At 61.9% G+C, this 22440-nt stretch carries 21 protein-coding genes; 4 read left to right on the top strand and 17 right to left on the bottom strand.

Translation table 11 applies throughout. From position 1 onward, the window contains the following. Window positions 1-337: 337 nt before the first annotated feature. The 8 genes from fabF to AC2EBU_RS11945 all read right to left on the bottom strand — a co-directional run bounded on the left by fabF (window position 338) and on the right by AC2EBU_RS11945 (window position 6708). The gene (fabF, locus tag AC2EBU_RS11980) at window positions 338-1582 is read right to left on the bottom strand and encodes a beta-ketoacyl-ACP synthase II (protein WP_484610656.1); all 1245 of its coding nucleotides are present in this window, start codon (window positions 1580-1582) and stop codon (window positions 338-340) included. Between the two features lie 6 nt (window positions 1583-1588). Next, entirely contained in the window at window positions 1589-1825 is a 237-nt protein-coding gene (gene acpP / locus AC2EBU_RS11975) for an acyl carrier protein (RefSeq protein WP_484610655.1), read from the bottom strand. Window positions 1826-1902: 77 nt separating this feature from the next. Further along, the gene (gene fabG, locus AC2EBU_RS11970; protein WP_484610654.1) at window positions 1903-2652 is read right to left on the bottom strand and encodes a 3-oxoacyl-ACP reductase FabG; all 750 of its coding nucleotides are present in this window, start codon (window positions 2650-2652) and stop codon (window positions 1903-1905) included. Window positions 2653-2687: 35 nt separating this feature from the next. Next, complete coding sequence (gene fabD / locus AC2EBU_RS11965; protein ID WP_484610917.1) at window positions 2688-3644, bottom strand: ACP S-malonyltransferase; 957 nt, start codon at window positions 3642-3644, stop codon at window positions 2688-2690. Window positions 3645-3704: 60 nt separating this feature from the next. Beyond that, window positions 3705-4682 carry a beta-ketoacyl-ACP synthase III gene (locus AC2EBU_RS11960; RefSeq protein ID WP_484610653.1) on the bottom strand — a complete coding sequence of 326 codons (978 nt, stop codon included), beginning with the start codon at window positions 4680-4682 and terminating at the stop codon, window positions 3705-3707. Between the two features lie 5 nt (window positions 4683-4687). After that, window positions 4688-5731, bottom strand: coding sequence for a phosphate acyltransferase PlsX (plsX, locus tag AC2EBU_RS11955; RefSeq protein WP_484610652.1), 1044 nt, complete (start codon window positions 5729-5731; stop codon window positions 4688-4690). A gap of 118 nt (window positions 5732-5849) precedes the next feature. Next, window positions 5850-6032 carry a 50S ribosomal protein L32 gene (rpmF, locus tag AC2EBU_RS11950; protein WP_005794249.1) on the bottom strand — a complete coding sequence of 61 codons (183 nt, stop codon included), beginning with the start codon at window positions 6030-6032 and terminating at the stop codon, window positions 5850-5852. Window positions 6033-6171: 139 nt separating this feature from the next. Further along, on the bottom strand, window positions 6172-6708 hold the full coding sequence (locus AC2EBU_RS11945) for a YceD family protein (protein WP_484610651.1): 537 nt from the start codon (window positions 6706-6708) through the stop codon (window positions 6172-6174). 25 nt (window positions 6709-6733) lie between these two features. On the opposite strand from AC2EBU_RS11945, the gene AC2EBU_RS11940 reads away from it, so the two are divergent. Both AC2EBU_RS11940 and AC2EBU_RS11935 read left to right on the top strand, forming a co-directional pair. Further along, a complete protein-coding gene (locus AC2EBU_RS11940; protein ID WP_484610650.1) occupies window positions 6734-7336 on the top strand; it encodes a Maf family protein in 603 nt (200 codons plus the stop codon). Then, entirely contained in the window at window positions 7333-8127 is a 795-nt protein-coding gene (locus AC2EBU_RS11935) for an SAM-dependent methyltransferase (protein ID WP_484610649.1), read from the top strand. Before AC2EBU_RS11940 ends, AC2EBU_RS11935 begins: the two co-directional genes overlap by 4 nt. Before the next feature lie 12 nt (window positions 8128-8139). Here the strand turns inward: AC2EBU_RS11935 and AC2EBU_RS11930 are convergent, their stop codons facing one another. From AC2EBU_RS11930 to AC2EBU_RS11910, 5 genes are all read right to left on the bottom strand, one after another. Next, window positions 8140-8790, bottom strand: coding sequence for a hypothetical protein (locus AC2EBU_RS11930; RefSeq protein WP_484610648.1), 651 nt, complete (start codon window positions 8788-8790; stop codon window positions 8140-8142). A gap of 32 nt (window positions 8791-8822) precedes the next feature. Further along, a complete protein-coding gene (locus AC2EBU_RS11925) occupies window positions 8823-9863 on the bottom strand; it encodes a S49 family peptidase (protein ID WP_484610647.1) in 1041 nt (346 codons plus the stop codon). Then, entirely contained in the window at window positions 9860-10195 is a 336-nt protein-coding gene (locus AC2EBU_RS11920; protein ID WP_484610916.1) for a Rieske (2Fe-2S) protein, read from the bottom strand. Before AC2EBU_RS11920 ends, AC2EBU_RS11925 begins: the two co-directional genes overlap by 4 nt. Window positions 10196-10265: 70 nt before the next feature. Beyond that, window positions 10266-10931, bottom strand: coding sequence for an HAD family hydrolase (locus AC2EBU_RS11915; protein ID WP_484610646.1), 666 nt, complete (start codon window positions 10929-10931; stop codon window positions 10266-10268). Beyond that, window positions 10906-11922, bottom strand: coding sequence for an RluA family pseudouridine synthase (locus AC2EBU_RS11910; protein ID WP_484610915.1), 1017 nt, complete (start codon window positions 11920-11922; stop codon window positions 10906-10908). Before AC2EBU_RS11910 ends, AC2EBU_RS11915 begins: the two co-directional genes overlap by 26 nt. Before the next feature lie 509 nt (window positions 11923-12431). Here AC2EBU_RS11910 and AC2EBU_RS11905 point away from each other — a divergent pair. After that, window positions 12432-15293 (top strand): Rne/Rng family ribonuclease, encoded by a 2862-nt coding sequence (locus AC2EBU_RS11905; RefSeq protein ID WP_484610645.1) that lies wholly within the window; start codon window positions 12432-12434, stop codon window positions 15291-15293. A gap of 18 nt (window positions 15294-15311) precedes the next feature. On the opposite strand, the gene AC2EBU_RS11900 is transcribed toward AC2EBU_RS11905, so the two are convergent. The 4 genes from AC2EBU_RS11900 to hemC form a co-directional block, all read right to left on the bottom strand. After that, window positions 15312-16637 carry a heme biosynthesis HemY N-terminal domain-containing protein gene (locus AC2EBU_RS11900; protein ID WP_484610914.1) on the bottom strand — a complete coding sequence of 442 codons (1326 nt, stop codon included), beginning with the start codon at window positions 16635-16637 and terminating at the stop codon, window positions 15312-15314. Window positions 16638-16652: 15 nt separating this feature from the next. After that, window positions 16653-17753, bottom strand: a complete 1101-nt coding sequence (locus AC2EBU_RS11895; protein ID WP_484610644.1) for a uroporphyrinogen-III C-methyltransferase — start codon at window positions 17751-17753, stop codon at window positions 16653-16655. Further along, entirely contained in the window at window positions 17750-18508 is a 759-nt protein-coding gene (locus AC2EBU_RS11890) for a uroporphyrinogen-III synthase (RefSeq protein WP_484610913.1), read from the bottom strand. Before AC2EBU_RS11890 ends, AC2EBU_RS11895 begins: the two co-directional genes overlap by 4 nt. A 69-nt stretch (window positions 18509-18577) precedes the next feature. Further along, complete coding sequence (hemC, locus tag AC2EBU_RS11885; RefSeq protein WP_484610643.1) at window positions 18578-19519, bottom strand: hydroxymethylbilane synthase; 942 nt, start codon at window positions 19517-19519, stop codon at window positions 18578-18580. A 58-nt stretch (window positions 19520-19577) separates the two neighbouring features. Between hemC and ppc the strand changes: the two genes are divergently transcribed. Beyond that, window positions 19578-22406 (top strand): phosphoenolpyruvate carboxylase, encoded by a 2829-nt coding sequence (ppc, locus tag AC2EBU_RS11880; protein ID WP_484610642.1) that lies wholly within the window; start codon window positions 19578-19580, stop codon window positions 22404-22406. The last annotated feature ends 34 nt before the right edge of the window (window positions 22407-22440 follow it).

Genomic DNA, 22440 nt, shown 5'->3' with positions numbered 1-22440 from the left:
TCCGGTAAAGCAGATCAGCAAATGGGTCCCCAGGTCGATCCGAACCTGGGGCTGAAAAAGCGGCTGCGAAGCTTCCGCGTGTATCCATAGCCATCCCGATGCGGACCACACGAGCTCTCCCGGTCGCCCCAGTTGCACCCATGCCTGCCATGCAAGAAGCCATTGAATACCCATCGCCACGCCAGATGCCACTGTCGCCGGTAGCCCCGGACGGACCAAAAACACCATCCACGCCAGGAGGACTGCAGTCGCAAGGCAAAGGCCCGCAATGAAGTGACCTAAAAGGCGCGAACGCCCCACCGGGTATTGCACCGACGGGGCGTACCGGCTCACCTGGTCAGACGCGCCGAAACACCAAGCTGCCGTTGGTTCCGCCAAATCCGAAATTGTTCTTCAGGGCAAAATTCAAAGGCCGGTGACGTGCTTGGTTGGCGCAGTAATCCAGATCGCACTCCGGATCCTGGTTGGCTATATTGATCGTGGGAGGACAGATTTGATGGTGGATCGCCAGCACGGTAAAAAGGCTTTCCAGGCCACCCGCCCCACCCAGCAAGTGACCGGTCATTGATTTCGTGGAACTGATCACGGTTTGTGCTGCATGATCACCCAACGCCGCCTTGATCGCGTTGGACTCGTTGACATCACCCAAGGGGGTCGACGTGCCGTGTGCGTTAACGTAGTCGATCTGGTCTGGGTTGATGCCGGCATTACGCATCGCAGCAACCATGGCCCTCCGGGGGCCGTCCATGTTCGGAGCCGTCATATGCCCAGCATCTGCACTCATGCCGAAGCCCGCCAGTTCTGCGTAAATGCGGGCGCCGCGGGCTTTGGCGTGCTCCATCTCTTCAAGCACCAATACCCCGGCACCTTCGCCCAGAACAAACCCATCCCTGTCTTTGTCCCATGGGCGGGATGCGGCTTTGGGGTCGTCGTTTCGTGTCGAAAGCGCCCGCATGGCCGCAAATCCCCCTATCCCCAAGGGAGAGACTGTTGCCTCCGCGCCACCAGCGACTACGACGTCGGCATCACCATACTCGATCAGGCGGCCCGCTTCCCCAATGCAGTGCAGGCCGGTTGTACAAGCCGTGACAATGGCAAGGTTCGGACCTTTGAAACCGAAACGCATCGACACATGACCTGAAATCATGTTGATGATCGAAGCCGGAACAAAAAACGGAGTGATCCGTCGTGGACCACGAGCCACCAGTTCGGCCTGCGTGTTCTCGATAAGGGGCAATCCGCCAATTCCCGAACCGATCACACAACCTACACGACTCGCGGAATCCTCATCCAGTTGGTCACCGAAGCGGATTCCGGCATCCCGAACCGCCTGATCCGCAGCGGCAATGCCGTAGTGGATAAACGTATCCATAGTCCGCGCTTCTTTCGCAGACATGTAACTCTCCACGTCGAATCCGCGAACCTCACCGGCAATGCGACTGGAGAAGGCAGAAGCATCGAACTTTGAAATATGGTCGATTCCGGATCGACCCGCCAACAGGTTGGACCACGCCTCCCCCACCGTGTTGCCCACGGGGCTGATGCAGCCCAAACCCGTGACGACAACGCGACGACGGGTCATCAACAATCAAGCCTGCTTGGACAGGGCGTAATCGATAGCGGCCTGGACCGTCGTGATCTTTTCCGCGTCTTCGTCAGGGATCTCGATCCCAAACTCATCTTCGAGCGCCATGACCAGTTCAACGGTATCCAGCGAGTCAGCGCCCAGATCGGCAACAAACGCCTTTTCATTTGTCACCTGGGATTCTTCAACACCGAGTTGTTCGGCGATGATTCGTTTGACTCGTGCTTCAATATCACTCATGGTTCCCTCTGAGGGTTGTGAAAAAAGTGGATTTTACTCATGCTAGGGAGATCGCCCTAGCGGACAGGCTCGCCAGATCAGGCCATGAACATGCCGCCATTGACATGGATCTCTTGCCCTGTGATGTACGCCGCGCCGGGGCCCGCCAGAAAAGCCACCAAATGGGCCACATCAGCGGGCTTGCCCAGATGCCCAAGCGGTATCTGGTCCAAGAGCGCCTTTTGCTGCTCAGGCGGCAACGCCGCTGTCATATCGGTTTCAATGAATCCCGGCGCCACACAGTTCACAGTGATGCGACGACTGCCAAGCTCACGCGCCAAAGCGCGGGTCATACCGGCAACGCCCGCTTTCGCCGCAGCATAGTTTGCCTGCCCCGGGTTGCCTGACGCACCTACGACACTGGTGATGTTGATGATGCGGCCATGTCGCTGTTTCATCATGGGGCGAATAACGGCACGGCTGAGCCGGAAAACCGCATTGAGGTTGGTGTCAACAACAGCGGTCCAGTCAGCGTCGCGCAAGCGCATGGCGAGCATGTCGCGGGTTATGCCCGCATTGTTCACCAGCACGTTCAGTGATCCGAATTCACGAACCATCTCGTCAATCAATGCCTCTGCCGCGTTTGGATCGTTGACGTCGAGTCGTGCGCCCCGACATCCTTCATGAACCGAAAGGGTGCTGCTGATTCGTTGAGCGCCTTCATCCGTGGTGGCTGTGCCGACAACTTTAAATCCGGAACGCGCCAACTCCAATGCGATTGCCGCCCCAATCCCACGTGAAGCGCCTGTAACCAGGGCGATTTTGCCTGCCTCGTTGCTTGTATTCATTCTGATGATTCCTTATGCAGCAGGGATGCATCCCGTCAGCTGCGCAAATGCGCCAAAACCTCGGTGAGGCTCACACTGTCATGAACTGCGAGTCCACTCATTCCAGCGTCAATTCGACGGACCATACCGGTGAGAACTTTGCCCGGCCCACTTTCGACAACGGTCTCAACACCCCGTGCACGAATCGCCTCTATGGTCTGGACCCAGCGCACCGGCCCGAAGGCTTGCCGGTAAAGTGCGTCGCGGATGCGCCCGGGATCATGTTCAACCATGACGTCAATGTTGTTCAGCACGGGAATCATGGGGGTTGCGAGTTCAGTCCGCGAAAGCCGTTCCTTGAGCTTTTCCGCTGCAGGTTTCATCAAACTCGAGTGAAAAGGCGCTGAAACCGGCAGAGGCAAAGCCCTCTTCGCGCCACCGGATTTCAGGATTTCACAGGCCTTTTCCACGGCCATGCGGGTACCGGCAATGACCGTCTGGACAGGGTCATTGAAATTAACCGCCTCTACGACCTCGTGGCTTGCCGTGCCAAACGCTTCCGTCGCCTCGCGACAGCCGGCAATGACCCGTTGGGCATCCATGCCCAAAATCGCGGCCATCGCACCACGGCCAGCAGGAACCGCCTCCTGCATTGCCGTTGCACGAAGACGGACCAAGGGGATCGCCTGCGCGAGACTGAGCGCTCCAGCGGCCACCAACGCTGAATACTCGCCGAGTGAATGACCTGCCATGACCTCCGGAGTCGCTCCCCCCTCGGCACACCAGACCCTCCAGGCAGCAACGCCCGCAAGCAACATCACCGGCTGGGTATTGGTGGTCAGCGCGAGAATCTCCTTCGGGCCCTCATGGATCAACCGACCCAGGTCCTCCCCGAGCGCGTCGGATGCCTCTTCGACCGCCTGCGCGACCACCGGATGACTACCCCACCCGTCCAGCATACCGACGGCCTGCGACCCCTGGCCAGGGAAAACTATGGCAAAACGTTTGTTCATCTCGTACTCGTCAACCAATTTGAAGGGAATCGCTCCGCGTTACGGAAGACAAACCGGCAGTTACATCTGCAAAAGCACCGAACCCCAGGTAAACCCGCCGCCAACACCCTCAAGCAGCACCCGATCACCGCCATGGACTCGACCGTCGCGCACCGCGCAGTCCAGCGCCAATGGGATTGATGCTGCGGAAGTATTGCCATGCTGATCCACCGTGACAACCACCTTATCCATGGAAATTCGCAACTTGCGCGCGGTACTCTGCATGATCCGAATATTCGCCTGGTGCGGGATCAGCCAGTCCACGTCGCCACTGTCCAAGCCAGCCCGCGCAAGAACCGTCCGGGCGGAGTCTTCCAGTACCCCGACTGCAAGCTTGAACACAGCCTGCCCATCCATCTTCAGCATCGGATCACCCAGAATTGCACCTCCGGACACATGTCCGGGAACACACAGAATCCCTACATGTCGTCCATCCGCATGCAGATCCGTTGCAAGAACCCCGGGCTGCTCCGAAGCCTCCATCACAACTGCCCCGGCCCCATCACCGAACAAAACGCAAGTGGTGCGGTCGTTGAAATCCAACAAACGCGAAAAAACCTCCGCGCCGACAACCAACACGCGGTTCGCGCTGCCACTGCGTATCATGGAATCAGCGACTGTCATTGCATAGACGAAACCGCTACACACTGCCTGTACGTCAAACGCCGGACATCCGGCAACGCCCAACTTGTGTTGGAGAATTGCCGCCGTTGACGGAAAAACCATATCCGGCGTAGACGTCGCCACGACAATCAAATCCAACGATGCGGCGTCCATCCCGGCAGCACCCAGCGCTCTCTTCGATGCCTCCAGCGCGAGGTCGCTCGAAAACACGCCATCCGCAACAAAGTGCCGTGCGCGGATACCGGTTCGCTCGACGATCCACTCGTCCGAGCTTTCAACCCCACGGCGCGCAAGTTCAGCCACCAGTTCGGCGTTGGACACCCGATTCGGCGGAAGGTAACTGCCGGTTCCCCGGACACATGAAAAACGGTTCATCAGACTTATGCACCCATGGTCGAGACAGGTTCGGCTTCACTTTGGGCCATGAGCGGCGCAGCGTGGGCGATACGCTTGCGGACCTTGTCGAGTAGTTGATTTCGCGAGGCATCATACGCGCGGTCAAGCGCGAAACCGAATGCCAGGACATCGGCCGATCCATGGCTCTTGAATACCAAGCCCTTCAGCCCGAGCAAGGCCGCCCCGTTGTAGCGACGATGGTCCACCCTATTCTTGAACCCCTTTAGAACCGGATAAGAGACGATAGCGGCAATTTTTGTCCAGATACTGCGAGAAAACTCCTCTTTGAGCATGGCGCCGACCATGGTCGCCAAACCCTCGCTGGCTTTCAGGGCCACATTCCCGACAAAACCGTCGCAAACAACAATGTCGGTTGTCCCTTTGAATATGTCGTTGCCTTCGACATTCCCGAAGAAGTTGAGATCACCTGCATTTCCTGCCATTCGAAGCAATTCACCTGCCTGCTTTATGACCTCACTCCCTTTGATGGTCTCCTCACCGATGTTGAGCAGCCCGACCGAAGGGGCCTGCTCCGACTGAGTCACCGAAACCAAAGCCGAGCCCATGACCGCAAACTGCAGCAGGTGCGCGGCACTGCAGTCGACGTTAGCTCCCAGATCAAGAACCGTGGTTGCGCCCCCGCGCGCGTTGGGGAGAAAGGATGCTATTGCCGGGCGATCAATGCCCTCGACGGTCTTGAGCACATACCGCGCGATTGCCATCAGGGCACCGGTATTACCCGCAGAAACCGCTGCGTCAGCACGCCCCTCCTTGACCAGATTGATCGCGACCCGCATCGACGAATCTTTTTTTCGACGCAACGCGACTTCAACCGGATCGTCCATACCCACCACCTCGGTCGCTGTCACAAAGACGGCGCGATCGTGGGAGAACTCTTTGAACGCGTCCGGCAATCCAACCAAAATCAATCGGACATCCGGGTGACGATGCAGAAACTCGCGGCAGGCTGGCAGGGTAATTGAGGGCCCGTAGTCGCCCCCCATACAGTCGACGGCAACAGTAGTCATGTCATTTGGACCACATCAGTTCGATCCGAGGATTGCCGGCCAATCAGCTCGGCCAGAAAACGAAAAGCCCGCTGCGAACGGATTCAACCGTCGCACCGGGCTCATGGAACCAGAAAGTTCAGGCTTCGGATTTGTTCTTCAGAACCTGACGCCCGCGGTAGAAACCATTCGGGCTGATGTGGTGGCGCAGATGGGTCTCACCCGTCGTCGGCTCGACGGCGATTCCAGGAACGTTGAGCGCGTTGTGCGAACGGTGCATACCGCGCTTCGACGGAGATTTTTTGTTTTGCTGGACGGCCATGGCGGCTCCTTCACTCTGTAACTGCAACCGCTCGGTTTTCACCGGAGCGACCGCCTGATCGGATGGGAATTTGACCCCACAGCCAAAGGTACTGCGGGCGAAGCCTGACATTATAGTCGATTAAGCTACGAGGACCTCACTACTGATTCAGCCGCATTTTCGCCAACGCGGCGAACGGGTGGGGTCGCTCATCTGCTGCACCCTGGGCAGATCCCGCTGAGAGGCCCGCCGCCGGCTCAGGGCACACATCATGGCGAGGCACCAGTGGCATCGCAAGCAGCAATTCATCTTCCAGCAATTCGATCAGGTCAAGGCTTCGGCTGCTTACCAGTACGTCCTCCTCCATTTCATCGTCAAGGGCGCTGGCGGTGGCCTCATCGGCGACGAAACGGAACCACCGATCGACCATCAACTCGACCATCATGGGTCGCAGACAACGCTGGCAAGTTCTCGCAAGCTCGGCACGGGCACGCAAACGCACCCATTGTTGGGGGCTCGGCGAGTTCATGTCGCGCAATTCCCCGGCGGCTTCCCAATCCACGGCACTCGATGCCCCCGTTTCGCACTCGGCTGCCAAACGGTCCAATCGTGCCATTGGCACCTGCCCCGTCAGGGTGGCGCCTGCTGCCGCAAAAGCGGGAACGTCCAAACGTTCAACCTGGAAGTCTTTTGTCATGGGGCCAGTGTAAGAGAATCACCGAATGAACGATTTGACCAATGTCCCCACCCGCTCGCTTGTACTGGGGTCAACCTCGCCCTACCGCCGAGAGTTGTTGCAGCGCTTGCGGGTTCCGTTCACCGTCGACCGGCCCGCAGTTGACGAGACACCCAGGGATCGCGAGAGTCCACTCGATCTTGCAAAGCGACTGGCCTTGGGAAAGGCGCGCGAAGTCGCGCAGCGCCATCGACAGGCGGTGGTTATCGGTTCCGATCAGGTCGCTGATCTCGCCGGGGAGCCACTGGGAAAACCGGGCAACCATGCCAACGCCGCCATCCAGCTCAATCGGATGAGCGGACAGCTTGTAACGTTCCACACCGCTGTCGCCGTGGTGTGCCTCGAAAATGGCTTCGAATCCCTGGAAGTGGCCCCGGTCTTCGTCCGCTTTCGGGCACTCAGTCCCGAAGAAATCGAACGGTATCTGCAGGCCGAGACTCCCTACGACTGCGCCGGGAGCGCCCGCAGCGAAGGACTCGGCATCGCTTTACTGGAACGTATCGACAGCGATGACCCGACGGCACTGGTCGGTCTGCCGTTGATTCGCACCGCCCGAATGATTCGGGCGGCGGGCTGCTCAATCCTATGACCGGATCTGCGATACCCAACATTGCCGACGCACGGCAAGGTGTGCTCTACCTCGTTCCCACACCACTGGACTTTGCCTGCCCGTCGCCGGTGGCGCTGTCTGCCGTTCTGCCGGAGCGAACGATGGCGATAGCGGCTCGCTTGAGCTTCTGGATCTGCGAGAACGCCAAGAGCGCCCGCGCGTTTCTCAACCGGGTCAGCAACGAACATCCGCTGGCAAAGCCCTTGCGAGAGCAATCCATGGCGGAGCTGCCCCGTGCGGTCCATAAGAAGGGGGACCATCTGCCGGGTCAATTTGACGCCCGTCCGCTCCTGGGGCCTGCGCTGAACGGGCAGGATGTCGGCCTGATCAGCGAAGCCGGGATGCCCGCGGTCGCCGATCCGGGCTCGTCTGTTGTGGCAGCGGCCCACGCTCTTGGCCTTCGCGTGATTCCACTCGTTGGACCCGTTTCGCCCCTGCTCGCACTCGCGGCCAGTGGCCTGAACGGTCAGAATTTTGCTTTTCAGGGCTACCTGCCGCAGGAAGCCAATGCACTGGAAGGTCGGATTCGAACCCTGGAACAGCACAGCCACCGCTCGGGTCAAACCCAGTTGTTCATCGAAACGCCGTTCCGCAACCAGCTGCTGTGGGGTGCCATGGTTCGCACTCTGCAACCATCTACCCGTCTCGCATACGCCCGGTCGCTCACCCTCGATGACGCAGATTGCCGATGTTCAACCGTTGCAAACTGGCGGAAAAATGGCGGTGGGCCCGTCAATGGGACACCGGCCGTTTTCGCTTTCGGCCCCTGATCGGATCAAGCGTCAGCGCCGCCGGCCACGCCGGTTGTAGGAATAGGTAGAACGATAACTCGTCGTCTGACTGACCGCCGGTGCGGGCTCCGGTTCAACCGGGGTAGCCACCGCTGGCGTCAGGACGGTTCGTTCCCGTGAGGCGATCGCCGCCTTGATGCGTGCATCGCGCGCCTCCTGCAGCTGAAGCCAACGCTCGTGCGAATAGCGCGCGCGCTCCTGCGGTGTCATCTGGCCTTCTACACCCGAGCCGCCCGCCTGCAACGACCGGTAAACACCCGGCCCTTGCGCCGGTGGCTCCGCACGTTCCTGTGCCGTAGGAATACCGGATGGCGGCGCATACCAGTCACTGCCAGGCGCTGCAGTCTGCGACGATGGCATTGCCGCAGCGTCACCTGACCGACGCGGCACCGGCACGACCTCGGTGACCGGCGGGCACGCCGAATCGCTCGTGACGAAAACCATGGACGAGCCGGCCGGGAACGCCCGGGGCAAGGTTTCCGACAGACGTCGTGACAGGTCGACCGGCGAGACTTCGGAGCGGTACAAAACCCGGTTATCGGGCGAATGCACGGTATAACAGACGCCCCCATGCGCCGGCAACCCAGCCAGGACAGCCAGCAGGGGACCCAACAGGGTCAACCGACGAACCACTTGTGTCATCACGCCTCTCCTCGGTCAGGATTTTCGCCATCTTATCGGATGCCAGCGGGCTGGCGGATCGCCCGAACCGCCCCTTCACCGATAGCTGCCCCGAAGCGCTTGAACAGGCGTTCTGCGACGTTCTCGTGTCGGGTGTAATCCACAACTTCAGCAGCTCCGATGACATCGCGAGCCACTGAATCGACCGTTCCGTAAGCATCTGCCAGGCCCATTTCGATGGCTTGCTGGCCACTCCAGAACAGGCCACTGAACATCTCGGGCGTTTCTTTCAGGCGTTGACCGCGCCCTTTCTTGACCACCGCAATGAACTGCTGGTGTATCTGGTTCAGCAAAGTCTGGGTGTAGGCCTTTTGAGCCGGCGTTTGCGGGCTGAACGGATCAAGGAATCCCTTGTTCTCTCCAGCGGTCATGAGCCGTCGCTCGATGCCAAGTTTTTCCATCACGCCCGTAAAGCCGAACCCGTCCATCAGCACACCGATGGAGCCGACGACGCTGGCCTTGTCGACATGGATGCGATCCGCGGCGACGGCCACATAGTACGCCGCCGACGCACAGGTGTCCTCGACGACAACATGGATCGGTTTCTGGTGCAGACCCTTGAGGCGCGCAATCTCATCATTGATGATGCCGGCCTGCACCGGGCTGCCCCCGGGCGAGTCAATCAGCAAGATGAGGCCGCGCGAACCTTTATCTTCAAGCGCGACACGCATCGCCGCATTGATGAATTCCGCCCGGGCCTCGGCATCGGCGGAAATCTCGCCCCGGATTTCCACCAAGGCCGTATGCGGGGCGCTCGGATCGGCATGGGGCGTGGCGCGACTCAGCAAAACCCAGGCAATCAGCGAAAAAACCCCCAGCCACGCCAAACGCAGGCCAATGCGCCAACGGCGCGCGTTGCGTTGTTCCTCCAGATGGGCAAATGCCAGCTTTTCCAGGGTGGCGCGCTCCCACCCGGGCGCTGCTTTCGGGTCACCAAAGACTTCTGATTTCATAGCATCAGAAGACGTTTTTTCGCTGGGTATTGCCACTTTTTGCTCTGATTCGGGCTTTTCGCCCGCTTGGGGGTCAGTCATATCGGGTAGTTCACCGGTTTGAGGTTCCAGGAAGTATGCCAGCGCACCCGGCCCGCCTTTTCGCTGACCGCAATGGCGGTCAGTCCGCCCCTGCAGGGGCCGCCAGCGCATGCCCCGGTATCAGGTCGATAGGCCGCTCCGTGGGTTGCGCAGAGCAGCCATTGGCCGGTATCGTCGAAGAAGCGGTCGGGCTGGTAGTCCATTTCCATGGCGACATGCGTGCACCGATTCAGAAACGCATACGGCCGCCCCTGCCAACGCACAACGAAAGCCCGGCAGGTTTGTCCGCCAAAGCTCACATCGAACCCTACTGCCCGCGCACCGTCGAGCAAGGCCCCAGAAGGACAAAGATCAACAGCCGTTTCATCGCCAGGTAAATGATCCGTCAACACCGGGGACCCCTCATGCATGCTCGGTCAGCCATCGGTGTAGCTCAGCGACCGAGTGGGCGACCAATCGGGGGCTGAAGCCGTCGAAATGCGCCGTCGGGTGCGCTCCGTAACTGACCGCGACGCTGGCGCAACCGGCGTTCGCCGCCATCTGAAGATCGTGCGTGGTATCACCGATCATCAGCGTCCGCTCCGGCTCGACGCCAAATTCAGCCATCAACTCCTGCAGCATTCGGGGATGGGGTTTTCCTGCCGTCTCATCGGCAGTACGGGATCCGTCAAAAACGCCGCGCAACTGCGCGGTCGCCAGGGCCTCGTCCAGACCGCGGCGGCTTTTCCCGGTGGCAACGGCCAGCCAATGATGACGGGCCTTCAGGCCGTCAAGCAAGTCCAGAACGCCGGGAAAGAGGTTGATGTCGTTCTGGTGTTGCCAATAGTAATGCCGATACCTCTCACCGAGCTGGGGATACCGTTCGGGAGGCACGTCAGGCGCCGCGTGCGCCAAGGCCGGCATCAAGGCCATGCCTATGACGTACGCGGCAGCATCATCGGTGGGGCGCGCACCGCCGACATCGACCACCGCCTGCTGAATGCAGCGAACGATGATGGCGGTCGAATCGAACAGGGTGCCGTCCCAGTCGAAGGCAATCAGGTCAAACTGGCGAGGACGACTGGACATGGTTTAAGAAACGAGAAAGTTCGTCGGGTAGCGCCGCTGTCAGTTCGATGCGTCGCGCACCAACCGGATGGTCAAATGCCAGCATCCACGCGTGCAAAAACATGCGTCTGAGCCCAGCCTGAGCCAATTCGCGATTGCGGTCAAAGCGGCCGTATTTGTCATCACCGGCGATCGGGTGTCCCTGAGAGGCCAGGTGAACGCGAATCTGGTGCGTCCGCCCGGTGCGGATCGTCACTTCGAGCAGCGTAAACCCCTCCAGACGCTGGCGAACTCGCACCAGGGTGATCGAACGCATTCCGTCGGGATCGTCACGTCCGACCACCCGAACGCGCCGCTCGCCATCGGGCAACAGGTATTTGAGCAGAGGCGCATCAACGACCTTCACCCGTTCTGGCCAGGCACCCAGTACCAGCGCCAGGTAGGTCTTTCCGGTTTCGCGTTCCCGGAACTGATCCTGCAGATGACGCAAGGCACTGCGGCGTTTCGCGAGCAACAGGATTCCACTGGTCTCACGGTCAAGCCGGTGAACCAGTTCCAGAAAAGCCTGGGCCGGACGGGCACGGCGCATCTGCTCGATCACGCCAAAGCTGACGCCCGAACCACCGTGTACCGCAGTGCCGGCCGGCTTGTCGATGGCCAGCATCTGTTCGTCTTCAAACAGCACCGGAAATTCCCGCCCCGGTACGGCGGCCACCTGTTCTTCGGTTCGCGGCGCGGCGACCCGCACGGGCGGGAGGCGAATCAGGTCCCCGGGCACCACACGCTGATCCGCACTCGCGCGGGCTTTGTTGACCCGCACTTCCCCGGAGCGAATGATCCGGTACACATGGGTTTTGGGCACGCCTTTGAGATGTCGGGCGAGAAAATTGTCCAGCCGCTGCCCACCGGATTCGCCATCGACCTGCAGGAAGCGCACTTCGGGCGGCACGGCCTTGGGCTTGCCCTCTATAATGGTCCGATCCGGATCTGAGCGGTAAGTGGTTGATTTCAATGGAGGCGTTCTCCCGACCGGGGAGTTTAGTCCACCAGACCACTGGATGCCGACCGGAAGGTCAATGCCATTCCCGGCACGTTGTCCGCAAACTGCAGGCCAAAGCCCACAGTGGCGAACAGGTGTTCGGGGAGAAACCGACACATCGAAACCCCGAACGGAATACCCACATCCGTCAGCCTGCGCGCTGGCGGACGGATACAAAGCGAGAAAGTTGCCACTGTGCTGATCTGGAATTTCCTGAACTTCTGCTGGCGGTGGCTTTTTGCCATTCCATGCGGTCGATTTCTGGCCATACCCAGCGCATTCCCGTCGTTTATTGCTTTTATTTTTGCAGCAATAGTGCCGACACCAGGCCTCGCCATCATCCATGCGCCACCGCTAAGGTACCGGGTTCGCACCCGGACCGATGCGGCATAGCCGGCAATTCCCGTCGTTTCGTTGCGTCAGTACTGGCATTGTTCGCCCATCACGGGCGTGTGATGAACAGAAAACGATAGGAGCGCATCATGAAGCGGATGCTGATCAACGCTACGCAGGCAGAGGAACGCCGGCTGGCCATTGTCGACGGGCAGAAACTGCTCGACTACGAGACTGAAATCGAAGGGCGCGAACAGCGCAAAGGCAACATCTACAAGGCAGTCGTAACCCGCGTCGAGCCCAGCCTGGAGGCTTGCTTCGTGGACTACGGCGAAGAGCGGCACGGCTTTCTGCCATTCAAGGAAATCTCCCGTCAGTACTTCGCTGAAGGTGTGCCTGTCAACCAGGCCCGAATCAGCGACGTGATTCGCGAAGGCCAGGAACTGCTGGTTCAGGTCGAGAAGGAAGAGCGGGGCAACAAGGGCGCGGCCCTGACCACATTCATCAGCCTGGCCGGACGTTATGTTGTGCTTATGCCCAACAATCCGCGCGGCGGCGGGGTCTCTCGCCGTATCGAGGGCGACGACCGGGCCGAACTCAAAGAAGCGATGGACCAGCTCGAGTACCCGAAGGGGATGTCCATCATCGCTCGCACCGCTGGTATCGGGCGGACCGCACCCGAACTCCAATGGGACCTGAACTACCTGCTCAAACTGTGGACTGCCATCGAAGGAGCGGGCAAAGCTGGCAAGGGTGCCTACCTGATCTACCAGGAATCCAGCCTCGTCATTCGCGCCATCCGCGATTACTTCAACAGCGACATCGGTGACATCCTGATCGATACCGACGACATCTATGAACAAGCCCAGCAGTTCATGAGCCATGTCATGCCCGAGCATTCGGCCCGGGTCAAACGGTATCGTGACGCAGCACCGCTGTTCTCACGCTTCCAGATCGAGCATCAGATCGAATCGGCCTACGCCCGGACCGTGACCTTGCCTTCGGGCGGCGCGATTGTGATCGACCATACCGAAGCTCTCGTTTCAGTCGACGTCAACTCGGCGCGTGCCATCAAAGGCGGCGACATCGAAGAGACGGCGACACGCACCAACCTCGAAGCCGCTGACGAAGTGGCCCGCCAGATGCGTCTGCGTGACCTCGGTGGCCTGATCGTGATCGACTTCATCGACATGGAGGAAAGTCGTAACCGCCGCGATGTGGAGAACCGGTTGCGAGACGCTTTGCGCCAGGACCGCGCCCGCGTGCAGTTCGGCTCGATCAGCAAATTCGGCCTGATGGAAATGAGCCGTCAGCGCCTGCGTCCGGCTCTTTCGGAAAGCGCGTCCATTCCCTGTCCGAGGTGCGGCGGCGCTGGCCACATCCGCGATACCGAGAGTTCGGCCCTGCAGATCCTGCGCATCATTCAGGAAGACTCCATGAAGGAGAACACGGCGGCGGTCCATGTTCAGGTTCCGGTGGAAGTTGCATCGTTCCTGCTGAATGAAAAACGCCCCGAGATTGCCAAGATAGAAGTCAAGCAGCGCATCAGCGTGATGTTGATCCCTAACAAGACGCTGGAGACACCGCATTACCGTCTGGAACGGCTCAAGCACGACGATCCGCGCCTTGACCACATTGACGCCAGCTATCGTCTGGCTGAAGAAATCGAAGATCCGACAACCGTCACCCGGCGCTCCCAGGAGCCCACCAACCGGCAAACACCGGTGATCAAGGGTGTATTGCCGGATGCACCGGCACCGGTAGTCGCGCCGAAAGCCGAGCCGCAGGCGCCCGCTCCAGCCGTGGCCCCGCAGTTGCCGGTTGCAGCCCCACCGGTCCGCGCGACACTGCCCGAAGGGAGCGCCACGGGCGGCTTCATGGGTTGGCTGAAGCGCCTGTTTGGCGGCGAGCCGGAGGCGGCGCCTGCGCCGGTGCCGGCATCGACCAGCATCCCGGCCGCGACACAGGAGCCGAAGACGCGTACCGAAGGCGAGCGCAACGGACGACGCGGGGATCGCTCCGGCAACCGCCGCGGTGAGAGAACGGAAGGCAATGGCGAAGGAAACCGCAGCCGCGAGGGCCGCCGGTCTGACCCACGCGCCGAAGGTGAAGGGCGCAATGGCCGCAGTGATCGACGTGGCGAAAGGGGCGCAGGCCGAGAAAAGCCTGCCGTATCCACCCAGGCAGTCGATCCGGCCGACGTTTCCGCGGCCGACAGTGCCCGCGAGACCGAGTCGGCCCGCGCCAGCCGCAGCGATCGCCCGGAGGGTCGACGCGAGCGAGGCGATGGACGCCGGGAGCGGGGCGACCGCCGGCCAGGCGTCTCCTCCCGCGAGGGAGACGGTTCTGCCAGTGCTCCGATCGAACCCGTCGCGGCAGCCGCTGGTCTGATGGCGGCTGCACCAGATACGCAGGTGCTTGATGGTGAAAGCGTCGCGCCTCCGGAAAACCGGCGCGAGGACCTGCCGGGCGAGGAACCGCGCCGCGAGCGACGCTCGCGTGATCGCTACGGTCGCGACCGGCGGGAACGCAATGCCGCCAACCGCAGCGATGACCGTGCCGTGGCCGAGGCAAATGGGGAAGCCGCGGATTCTCCCGTAACGGCCGGCGATACGCAGGCGCCACAGCTGCGCTCGTATTTCAACCGGGGAGCCCCCAGTACGACGGACACAAGCGAATTGGCCCCGACCGCAGCGGAAGGCGCGCCCGCTTTGCCGAAGTCAGTGGTACCGGCCGCTCCGACACCCGCGACGCCAGCCAAGGCGGCCCTGCCCCTCGTGCAGGCCTACACCCTGCCGGTAGACGCACTCGAAAGGATCGCGCTGGACCGCGGGTTGGTGTGGGTGAACTCGGATGCCGAGAAAATCGCCGCCGTTCAGGCAGCCATCGCGGCGGAACCCAAACCTGTGCATGTGCCACGCGAACGCCCGCCGGCGGTGGTCCTTGATGAAGGTCCGTTGATCCTTGTCGAAACCCGCAAGGACCTGCGCAACCTGAATCTGCCGTTCTGACCGCCCGGTGGCCGGGTTCTAGCGCACCAGCCGGGACCCGGCCGAGGACTGGCTGGCCAGGGCAGACGATTTCCAGGCCGTGGAAGCCGCCGCAGTATCACCGCGGTGCTCGGCAAACTGCGCCAGAAATCGCCACGCTGTCGCGTGCAAAGGGCTGTGGGGCAATTGGACGAGTTGACTCAGCGACTGCTGAGCCTTGCCCCACAACTGCTGCTGCGCGCACACAGCACCCGCGAGGTACAGCAGAACTGGATCGCGGGGGGACTGTCGCAAGGCGGATTCGATCCGCATGAGCCATTGGGTCGCGTCCTCGGGGGAAAGACCCACTGCGAGCGCCCTTTCCAGACTTCGGGCCAGGTCAATTCGGGTCGGGTCGTCTCCGCGAAGCGGGAGTTGGCCTGCGACGCGCTCCCAAACCGGCTGCAGCCAATCACGGGCAACGGCACCGTCACCCCCCAGGTCCAGCCATCGCTGTACAGCCGCCAGCACGATTTCCGGCATTTCCCGTTCCCGGCGCTCGAGTGCGGCCCAGACCCTTCGCACCTGGTCGCCATCATGCGCCGTCGTCAACCAGGCGAGGGTCAGGCCGCGAACAATACCGTCCGCCGCGACCCCGGAAAAGGCGCGGTGTTTGGCGAGCAGCCGCGCCGTTTCCAAAGCGTCGGACCATTGACCCGCCTGTCGCGCGGCTTTCAGCCGCAGACGCAGCGCCACCGTCCGCCGCCCGCCACCCTGCGGCAACTCGTCCAGACGGGCCAGCGCCCCGCGCGGATCCCTGTCATCGATCGCCCAGCGCGCCGCCCGCAATCGGGCTCCGGTTTTCAACTCCCCCTCCAGGGCACCCGCTAACCGAGTTGGCAAGAACGCCAGTGCCTGAGCCAGATGGGTGTCCCGCAGGGTCCGGTCCTGCAGCGCATGAGCGCTGTCAGCGGCCAGGAGGTGGGCAAGCGCCAGCACCGAGGGCGATGGTGCAAAGTCGTCCTCGTCCTCGCGTTCGGCCTGTTCATGTTCGATCGCCTTTTCGGCGGCTTTGCGCGCTCGGACATAACGACCGGCCATCAGCTGAACCTGCGCATCTACCAGGGCCCCCTGCACCACACGTTCACGCTGGCGAGCACGCCACCGGCGGGCTTGCTGAGGTATCCGCACAAACAGTGCCAATGCCCGCAAAGCCAGGTGCAGGACCACAAACAGGCCCGCGAGCGCCAGCAGGGCCAGATTGAGCGAAAGATCGACGCGCCACGGGGCCCAGAACAGCGCCACGGTCCCGGGGTTGCCCCCCGCCAGCAACGCGAGACCGGCCGCCACGGCAAACAGGGCCAGCAACCACAATGCTGCGCGCATTCCCATCGGGGTGTCCTACCGGCCGGCGGCGGCTGTGGCCAGCGCCGCAAACGTTTCGTCAAGACGAGGCAATTCCGCCGATCGCAACTGCGCCTGCAATTGCTGCACGGTCGTGACGGTCTGCTGCACCTTTCGCGCAGCAGGGTCGGCATACCGCACGACAAGTGCCTGGACCGTGGTCAGGTCTGAACGCACGGAGTCATACTGGCGCGCCATCAAACCCAGGCGGGCGTTAAGAACCTTCAGTTTGAGATTCTCGCGGAGGAAGAAGCTCTGCTCTGGCGAAATCAGCGCGGCCTCGGGTTGTTCAATCCGCCCCACACGGACCAGGCGCCGAGCCTCTTCGCCGAGCAGACTGACCGAACGCTCCCACCAGCCGGCGGGCGCCGAAGATGCCGGCCGCGCAGACCGAGGGGCCACCATCGGGGCGCCATTGGCAAGTGGCAGTTCGTCCAACGAACGGACCAACTCGTCAAGGCGCGATAGCAGATTGGGCATATCGGGGACAACGGCCGTGCGCACCCGCTCCAGATCTCGCTCGACGGCGCGCCGCAGTGGTGCCAGGCGCGGCTGCGCTGAACGTGCCAGCCGCTGATCTGCGGTCCGAAGCGCAGCGATCAGCGGTTCCAGGCTCCCCGTCAGCTGCGCTTGTTGCGCCGCAAGGCGCAGCGAAGAATCCAGATCGACGACCAGATTTTCGTCTCGCGAGCGCGAAAGGCTCTGTATCAACTCGTCCAGCTGGGTGCGCTGCAGTGAGACTTCGCTCACTCGGGCTTCAAGCAGCGATTGCCGGGCCGCTGATTCGCGGGCCATGTCCATCGCCTGCCGCGCCAAAGCCCGCGCCTCAGTCGCCTGTAGGCCGCTGTCGGCGCTCTGGCGGGCCAGCTGCGTCTGAATATGCGATAGTTTTTGCCACAGCAGCGCGCTGCTGGCAACACCCAAGCCAGAAAGCCCCAACAAGGCCACCACAAGCCACGGTCCCTGCCAGATCAAACGCTCGGCCGAAGCGACCGATCCATGCAACGTGTTTTGCGCGCCCGCCGCCACGGCTTCTTCCCCCGCGTTGTGTGGCGGCTCGGTTCCTGGTTGCGCCATCTTGCCTGGCTGTTCACTCATTCGTCCGATTCTAGCGATCGAAGGACGCCGTCCACGGTCGGATTCGCCTGCCGAACCTCGCCAAAACCGGCCTGCCGCGCGGCCTGCGCGATCCGGGGATGGGTTGCCAGCGCACGAGCGTGGATCCATCCAGCCTGTGGCAGGGCCTGCATCAGGTTGCTGACACCTTCACTGCTGCTGAACAGCCATATTGAGCCGTCAATCGCGCCAGCAAGCGCCCGGGCACTTTCCGCCGGGGTGAATACCGGTGCGCAGCGCCGATAGACGGCCACGGTCCGGACGACGCCTCCCCGGCTCTGCACTTGATCCGACAACCAGTCGCGGCCAGCCGACCGGCCTTGCTCATCCGCCCCCCGCACAAGCAGCAGGCGAAATCCCGGCTGAACCTGGGCTTCGACACACGCCCACAATGATTCCGAATCGAAATGCGCTGCATCCGCCGCCGGTGTGTCAATACGATCCGCCGGCCAGCCGCAGCCCAGAAGCGAACGCGCGGTTCCAGGACCTGGCGCCCAAGCTCTTGTTTTTATAGCTTCAAAGCACGATTTTCCGGTGGGTATTGACTCATTTCGTGCAAAAAAGTGCTCGACAGCCGCCGAACTGACGAACATGACGGCGCCAAAGTCACCCAACTCGGCGCGGGCTTGCGCTGTGGCTGTCTGATCGGGCTGCGACTCGATTCGGATCAAGGGCAAGACCCAAACCGGGTAACCGGCCTCCGTCAGGGCGTCCGCCCAACGGCGTGCGCCCGGCATCGGGCGAGTCACAATGACGCTGCGACCGGAGAATTCCGACACACCGGCCACTTTGGTTTCGGGGCGGCGCTAGCGGGCGCCGGCAGCCCGCAGTTGCCCGGCAACCCGTTCACCGAGTTGCTCCGCTTCGCCAAGTGAGCGAGCGGGGCCGTGCAAACTGGCCCGCAGCAAGACTGGCGCGCCATCGGGGTCGCCCCATGCAGCATCAATTTGCAGCGAGCCCCCAGAAACAGTGGCATGGGCCGCCAGAGGCATCGAACAACTGCCGCCCATTGCTCGGCTGACGGCCCGTTCGGCGGCCACGGCGAGCCAGGTTGTGGCGTCCGACAACGGTCGCAGTGCTTCCACCAGATCAGCCCGATCCTGCCGGATTTCGATACCCAAGGCTCCCTGGCCGGCTGCCGGCAGCATCGCGCGGGTATCGAAGATTTCGCCAATGCGGTCGACCAACCCCAACCGCTTCAGCCCCGCTGCCGCCAGAACGATGCCGGCGTACTGGCCATCATCGAGTTTGCGCAAGCGGGTGTCGAGGTTGCCGCGCAGTGGTTCGATTCGAAGGTCAGGTCGCAAAGACCGCAGCAGCACGGTTCGGCGCAGGCTCGATGTCCCCACCACTGCTCCGGGGGGCAAGTCCTGCAAGCGCGCGTACCGAGGCGAAACCCACGCGTCACGCGGGTCCTCGCGCTCCATGACACAGGCGAGCAGAAAACCCGACGGCAACTCCATCGGTACGTCCTTGAGGGAGTGGACCGCGATGTCGGCGCGTCCATCGTCCAGAGCAGCTTCCAGTTCCTTGACAAAAAGGCCCTTGCCACCGACTTTGCTCAGGCTGCGGTCAAGAATCTGGTCACCGCGGGTTGTCATGCCCAAAAGAGCGACCGTGTGACCACGGCCCTCGAGGACGGCTTTCACGTGCTCGGCCTGCCACAGGGCAAGCCGACTCTCCCGGGTGGCGATCGTGATCAAATTGGTCTGCTTTTGATGGTTTTTCACAACGCAGGATGCTAGCATGGGCCTGCGCCCGAACCTGCTCCGTGCGGTCCCAAACTGCCTGCATCTCACCAAGACGATGTCCACAGACACTCATTCTCCGTCACCACCCAAAAAGCGAAGCCGGGACAGTGAAAGGCCGCTGATCGACGACATCCGGTTGCTGGGACGCCTGCTCGGTGAGGTGATCCGCGAGCAGGAGGGTCCGGGCGCGTTCGAATTGGTCGAACAGATTCGAAAGCTCTCCGTCGCGTTCCGGCGGCACAGCGACGAAGAGGCAGACCGCGCGCTCAAGAAATTGCTCAAGGGGCTGTCGGGCGATCAGGCTGTGAGCGTCATCCGCGCATTCACCTATTTCAGTCACCTCGCCAATTTGGCGGAAGACCGCCACCATATCCGGCGGCGCGCTTTCCATGAACGTGCCGGCGATACCCAGGAAGGCAGCATCGATGTCGCCCTGCAACGACTTCGCTGGGCCGGATTGACGCCGGACGCCATCGCACGTACCTTGGCCGTCAGTTACGTGTCGCCGGTTCTCACCGCGCACCCGACCGAGGTTCAGCGGAAAAGCATTCTGGATGCCGAGCGCGACATCGCAGCACTTCTGACGCAGCGCGACGAAATCCTGGCCCGTTCAGCCGCTGCCTCCGTCACCCGAGATGCCCTGGCACCGCGCGAGTTGGCGACGAACGATGCGCATTTGCGTACCAGGATTCTGCAGTTGTGGCAAACACGGTTGCTGCGATTCACGAAGCTGACGGTTGCCGACGAAATCGAAAACGCCCTCAGTTACTACGAAGCGACGTTTCTGCGCGAGATTCCGCGCCTGTACGCCGAACTCGAACAAGCCCTGGACGGTCGGCCCGTTGCGAGCTTTCTGAGAATGGGCAACTGGATCGGCGGCGACCGCGACGGGAACCCCAACGTCGGCGCCCATACCTTGGCGCTGGCCATGCGGCGCCAGGGAGAAGTGGCGCTGCGGCACTACCTGACCGAGGTGCACCGACTCGGTGGCGAGCTCTCTCTGTCAGCGATGCTGATTGATGTAACCTCTGAAATGCGGGCATTGGCGGCACGCTCGCCTGACCGGAACCTGCACCGCGAAGACGAGCCCTACCGGCGTGCGCTGACCGGGGTCTATGCGCGGCTGGCCGCCACCTTGCGCGAGCTGACCGGCACCGAGGCGGCCCGGCATGCCGTGGCGCCTCAGAACCCCTATGAATCAGCAGCCGAGTTCCTGGCTGATCTGCGGATCATTGACGAGTCCCTGACCCACCACAGCGGACAAGCCCTGTCACGCCACCGCCTCAAACCCTTGATCCGGGCGGTAGAGGTTTTCGGATTCCATCTGGCTACAGTCGACCTGCGCCAGAGTTCTGACCAGCATGAAGCCGTGATTGCAGAACTCCTTGCAAGAGCGCGCATCGAACCCGATTACATGGCGCTCGACGAGACTGCCCGCCGCAGCCTCCTTCTGGGTCTGCTCTGCGACGCCCGCTCGCTACGCGTGGTTGGCGGCACCTACGGCGATCACACGGTTGCGGAACTCAAGGTGTTCGACACGGCCAGAGACCTGCGATCTAGCTTCGGCGAGCAGGCCATCCGGCACTACATCATCAGCCACACCGAATCGGTCAGCGATCTGCTGGAGGTCCTGCTGCTGCAAAAAGAAGCGGGGCTTTTGCGAGGAACGCTTGACCTTGATGCGCGCTGCGACCTCATTGTGGTGCCCCTTTTTGAAACCATCGCCGACCTGCGCCAGGCCGCCACCATCATGGGTGAGTTTTACGGGCTTCCCGGAATCCGCGCCATGATTCACCGTTCCGGCGCCGAGCAGGACATCATGCTGGGCTACTCCGACAGCAACAAGGACGGCGGCATCTTTACCAGCAACTGGGAGCTGTACCGTGCCGAAATCGCCCTGGTCGAGTTGTTTGACGAAATTTCTCGCCACCAGCCGATTTCACTGCGCATGTTTCATGGCAGGGGCGGCACGGTCGGTCGGGGTGGCGGCCCAAGTTACGAAGCCATTCTTGCGCAGCCACCCGGCACAGTGCGGGGCCAGATTCGCCTGACCGAACAAGGGGAGGTCATAGGGTCGAAGTATTCCAACCCGGAAATCGGTCGCCGCAACCTCGAAACCCTGGTGGCCGCCACACTTGAAGCCACCTTGCTGCAGCCGACCCGCCCGGCTCCCCGCACCTATCTCGACGCTGCCGAAGCCTTGTCGGCCGCCAGTCTGAAAGCCTACCGCGCTCTGGTCTATGAAACACCCGGCTTTACCGACTACTTTTTCAGCGCCACGCCCATACGCGAAATCGCTGGCCTGAACATCGGCTCGCGCCCGGCGTCCCGCAAGGCCAGCCAAAGAATCGAAGATCTGCGGGCGATCCCGTGGGGCTTCAGCTGGGGCCAATGCCGTCTGACGCTACCCGGATGGTACGGATTCGGCTCCGCTGTTGCGGCGTTTCTTGATCAGCCGAGTGCGGCCACTCGGCGCGACGCTCTGACTTTGCTGCAAAGCATGAACCGGCAGTGGCCATTTTTCCGCACGCTGCTTTCCAACATGGACATGGTCCTTGCCAAGAGCGATCTGGCGCTCGCTTCGCGCTACAGCGAACTCGTCCCGGACGCGCGACTGCGCAAACGGGTTTTCGCAGCGATCGAGTCGGAATGGCATCGGACCGTCGACGCGCTCAATCAGATTACGGGAAACCGCCAACGCCTGTCGGCGAACACCTCACTGGCCCGATCGATCCGGCATCGGTTCCCGTACATCGACCCGCTGCATCATCTGCAGGTTGAACTGGTCCGCCGCCATCGCGCCGGTCAGGCCGACGAACGGATCCAAAGGGGAATCCATATCTCGATCAACGGAATCGCGGCCGGACTGCGCAATACCGGCTGAGCACGAAAAGCCGGCCGAAACGCGGCCCCCTGCG

Source organism: Curvibacter sp. T50, assembly GCF_057219955.1.
This window is presented reverse-complemented; position numbering and strand designations above follow the sequence as displayed.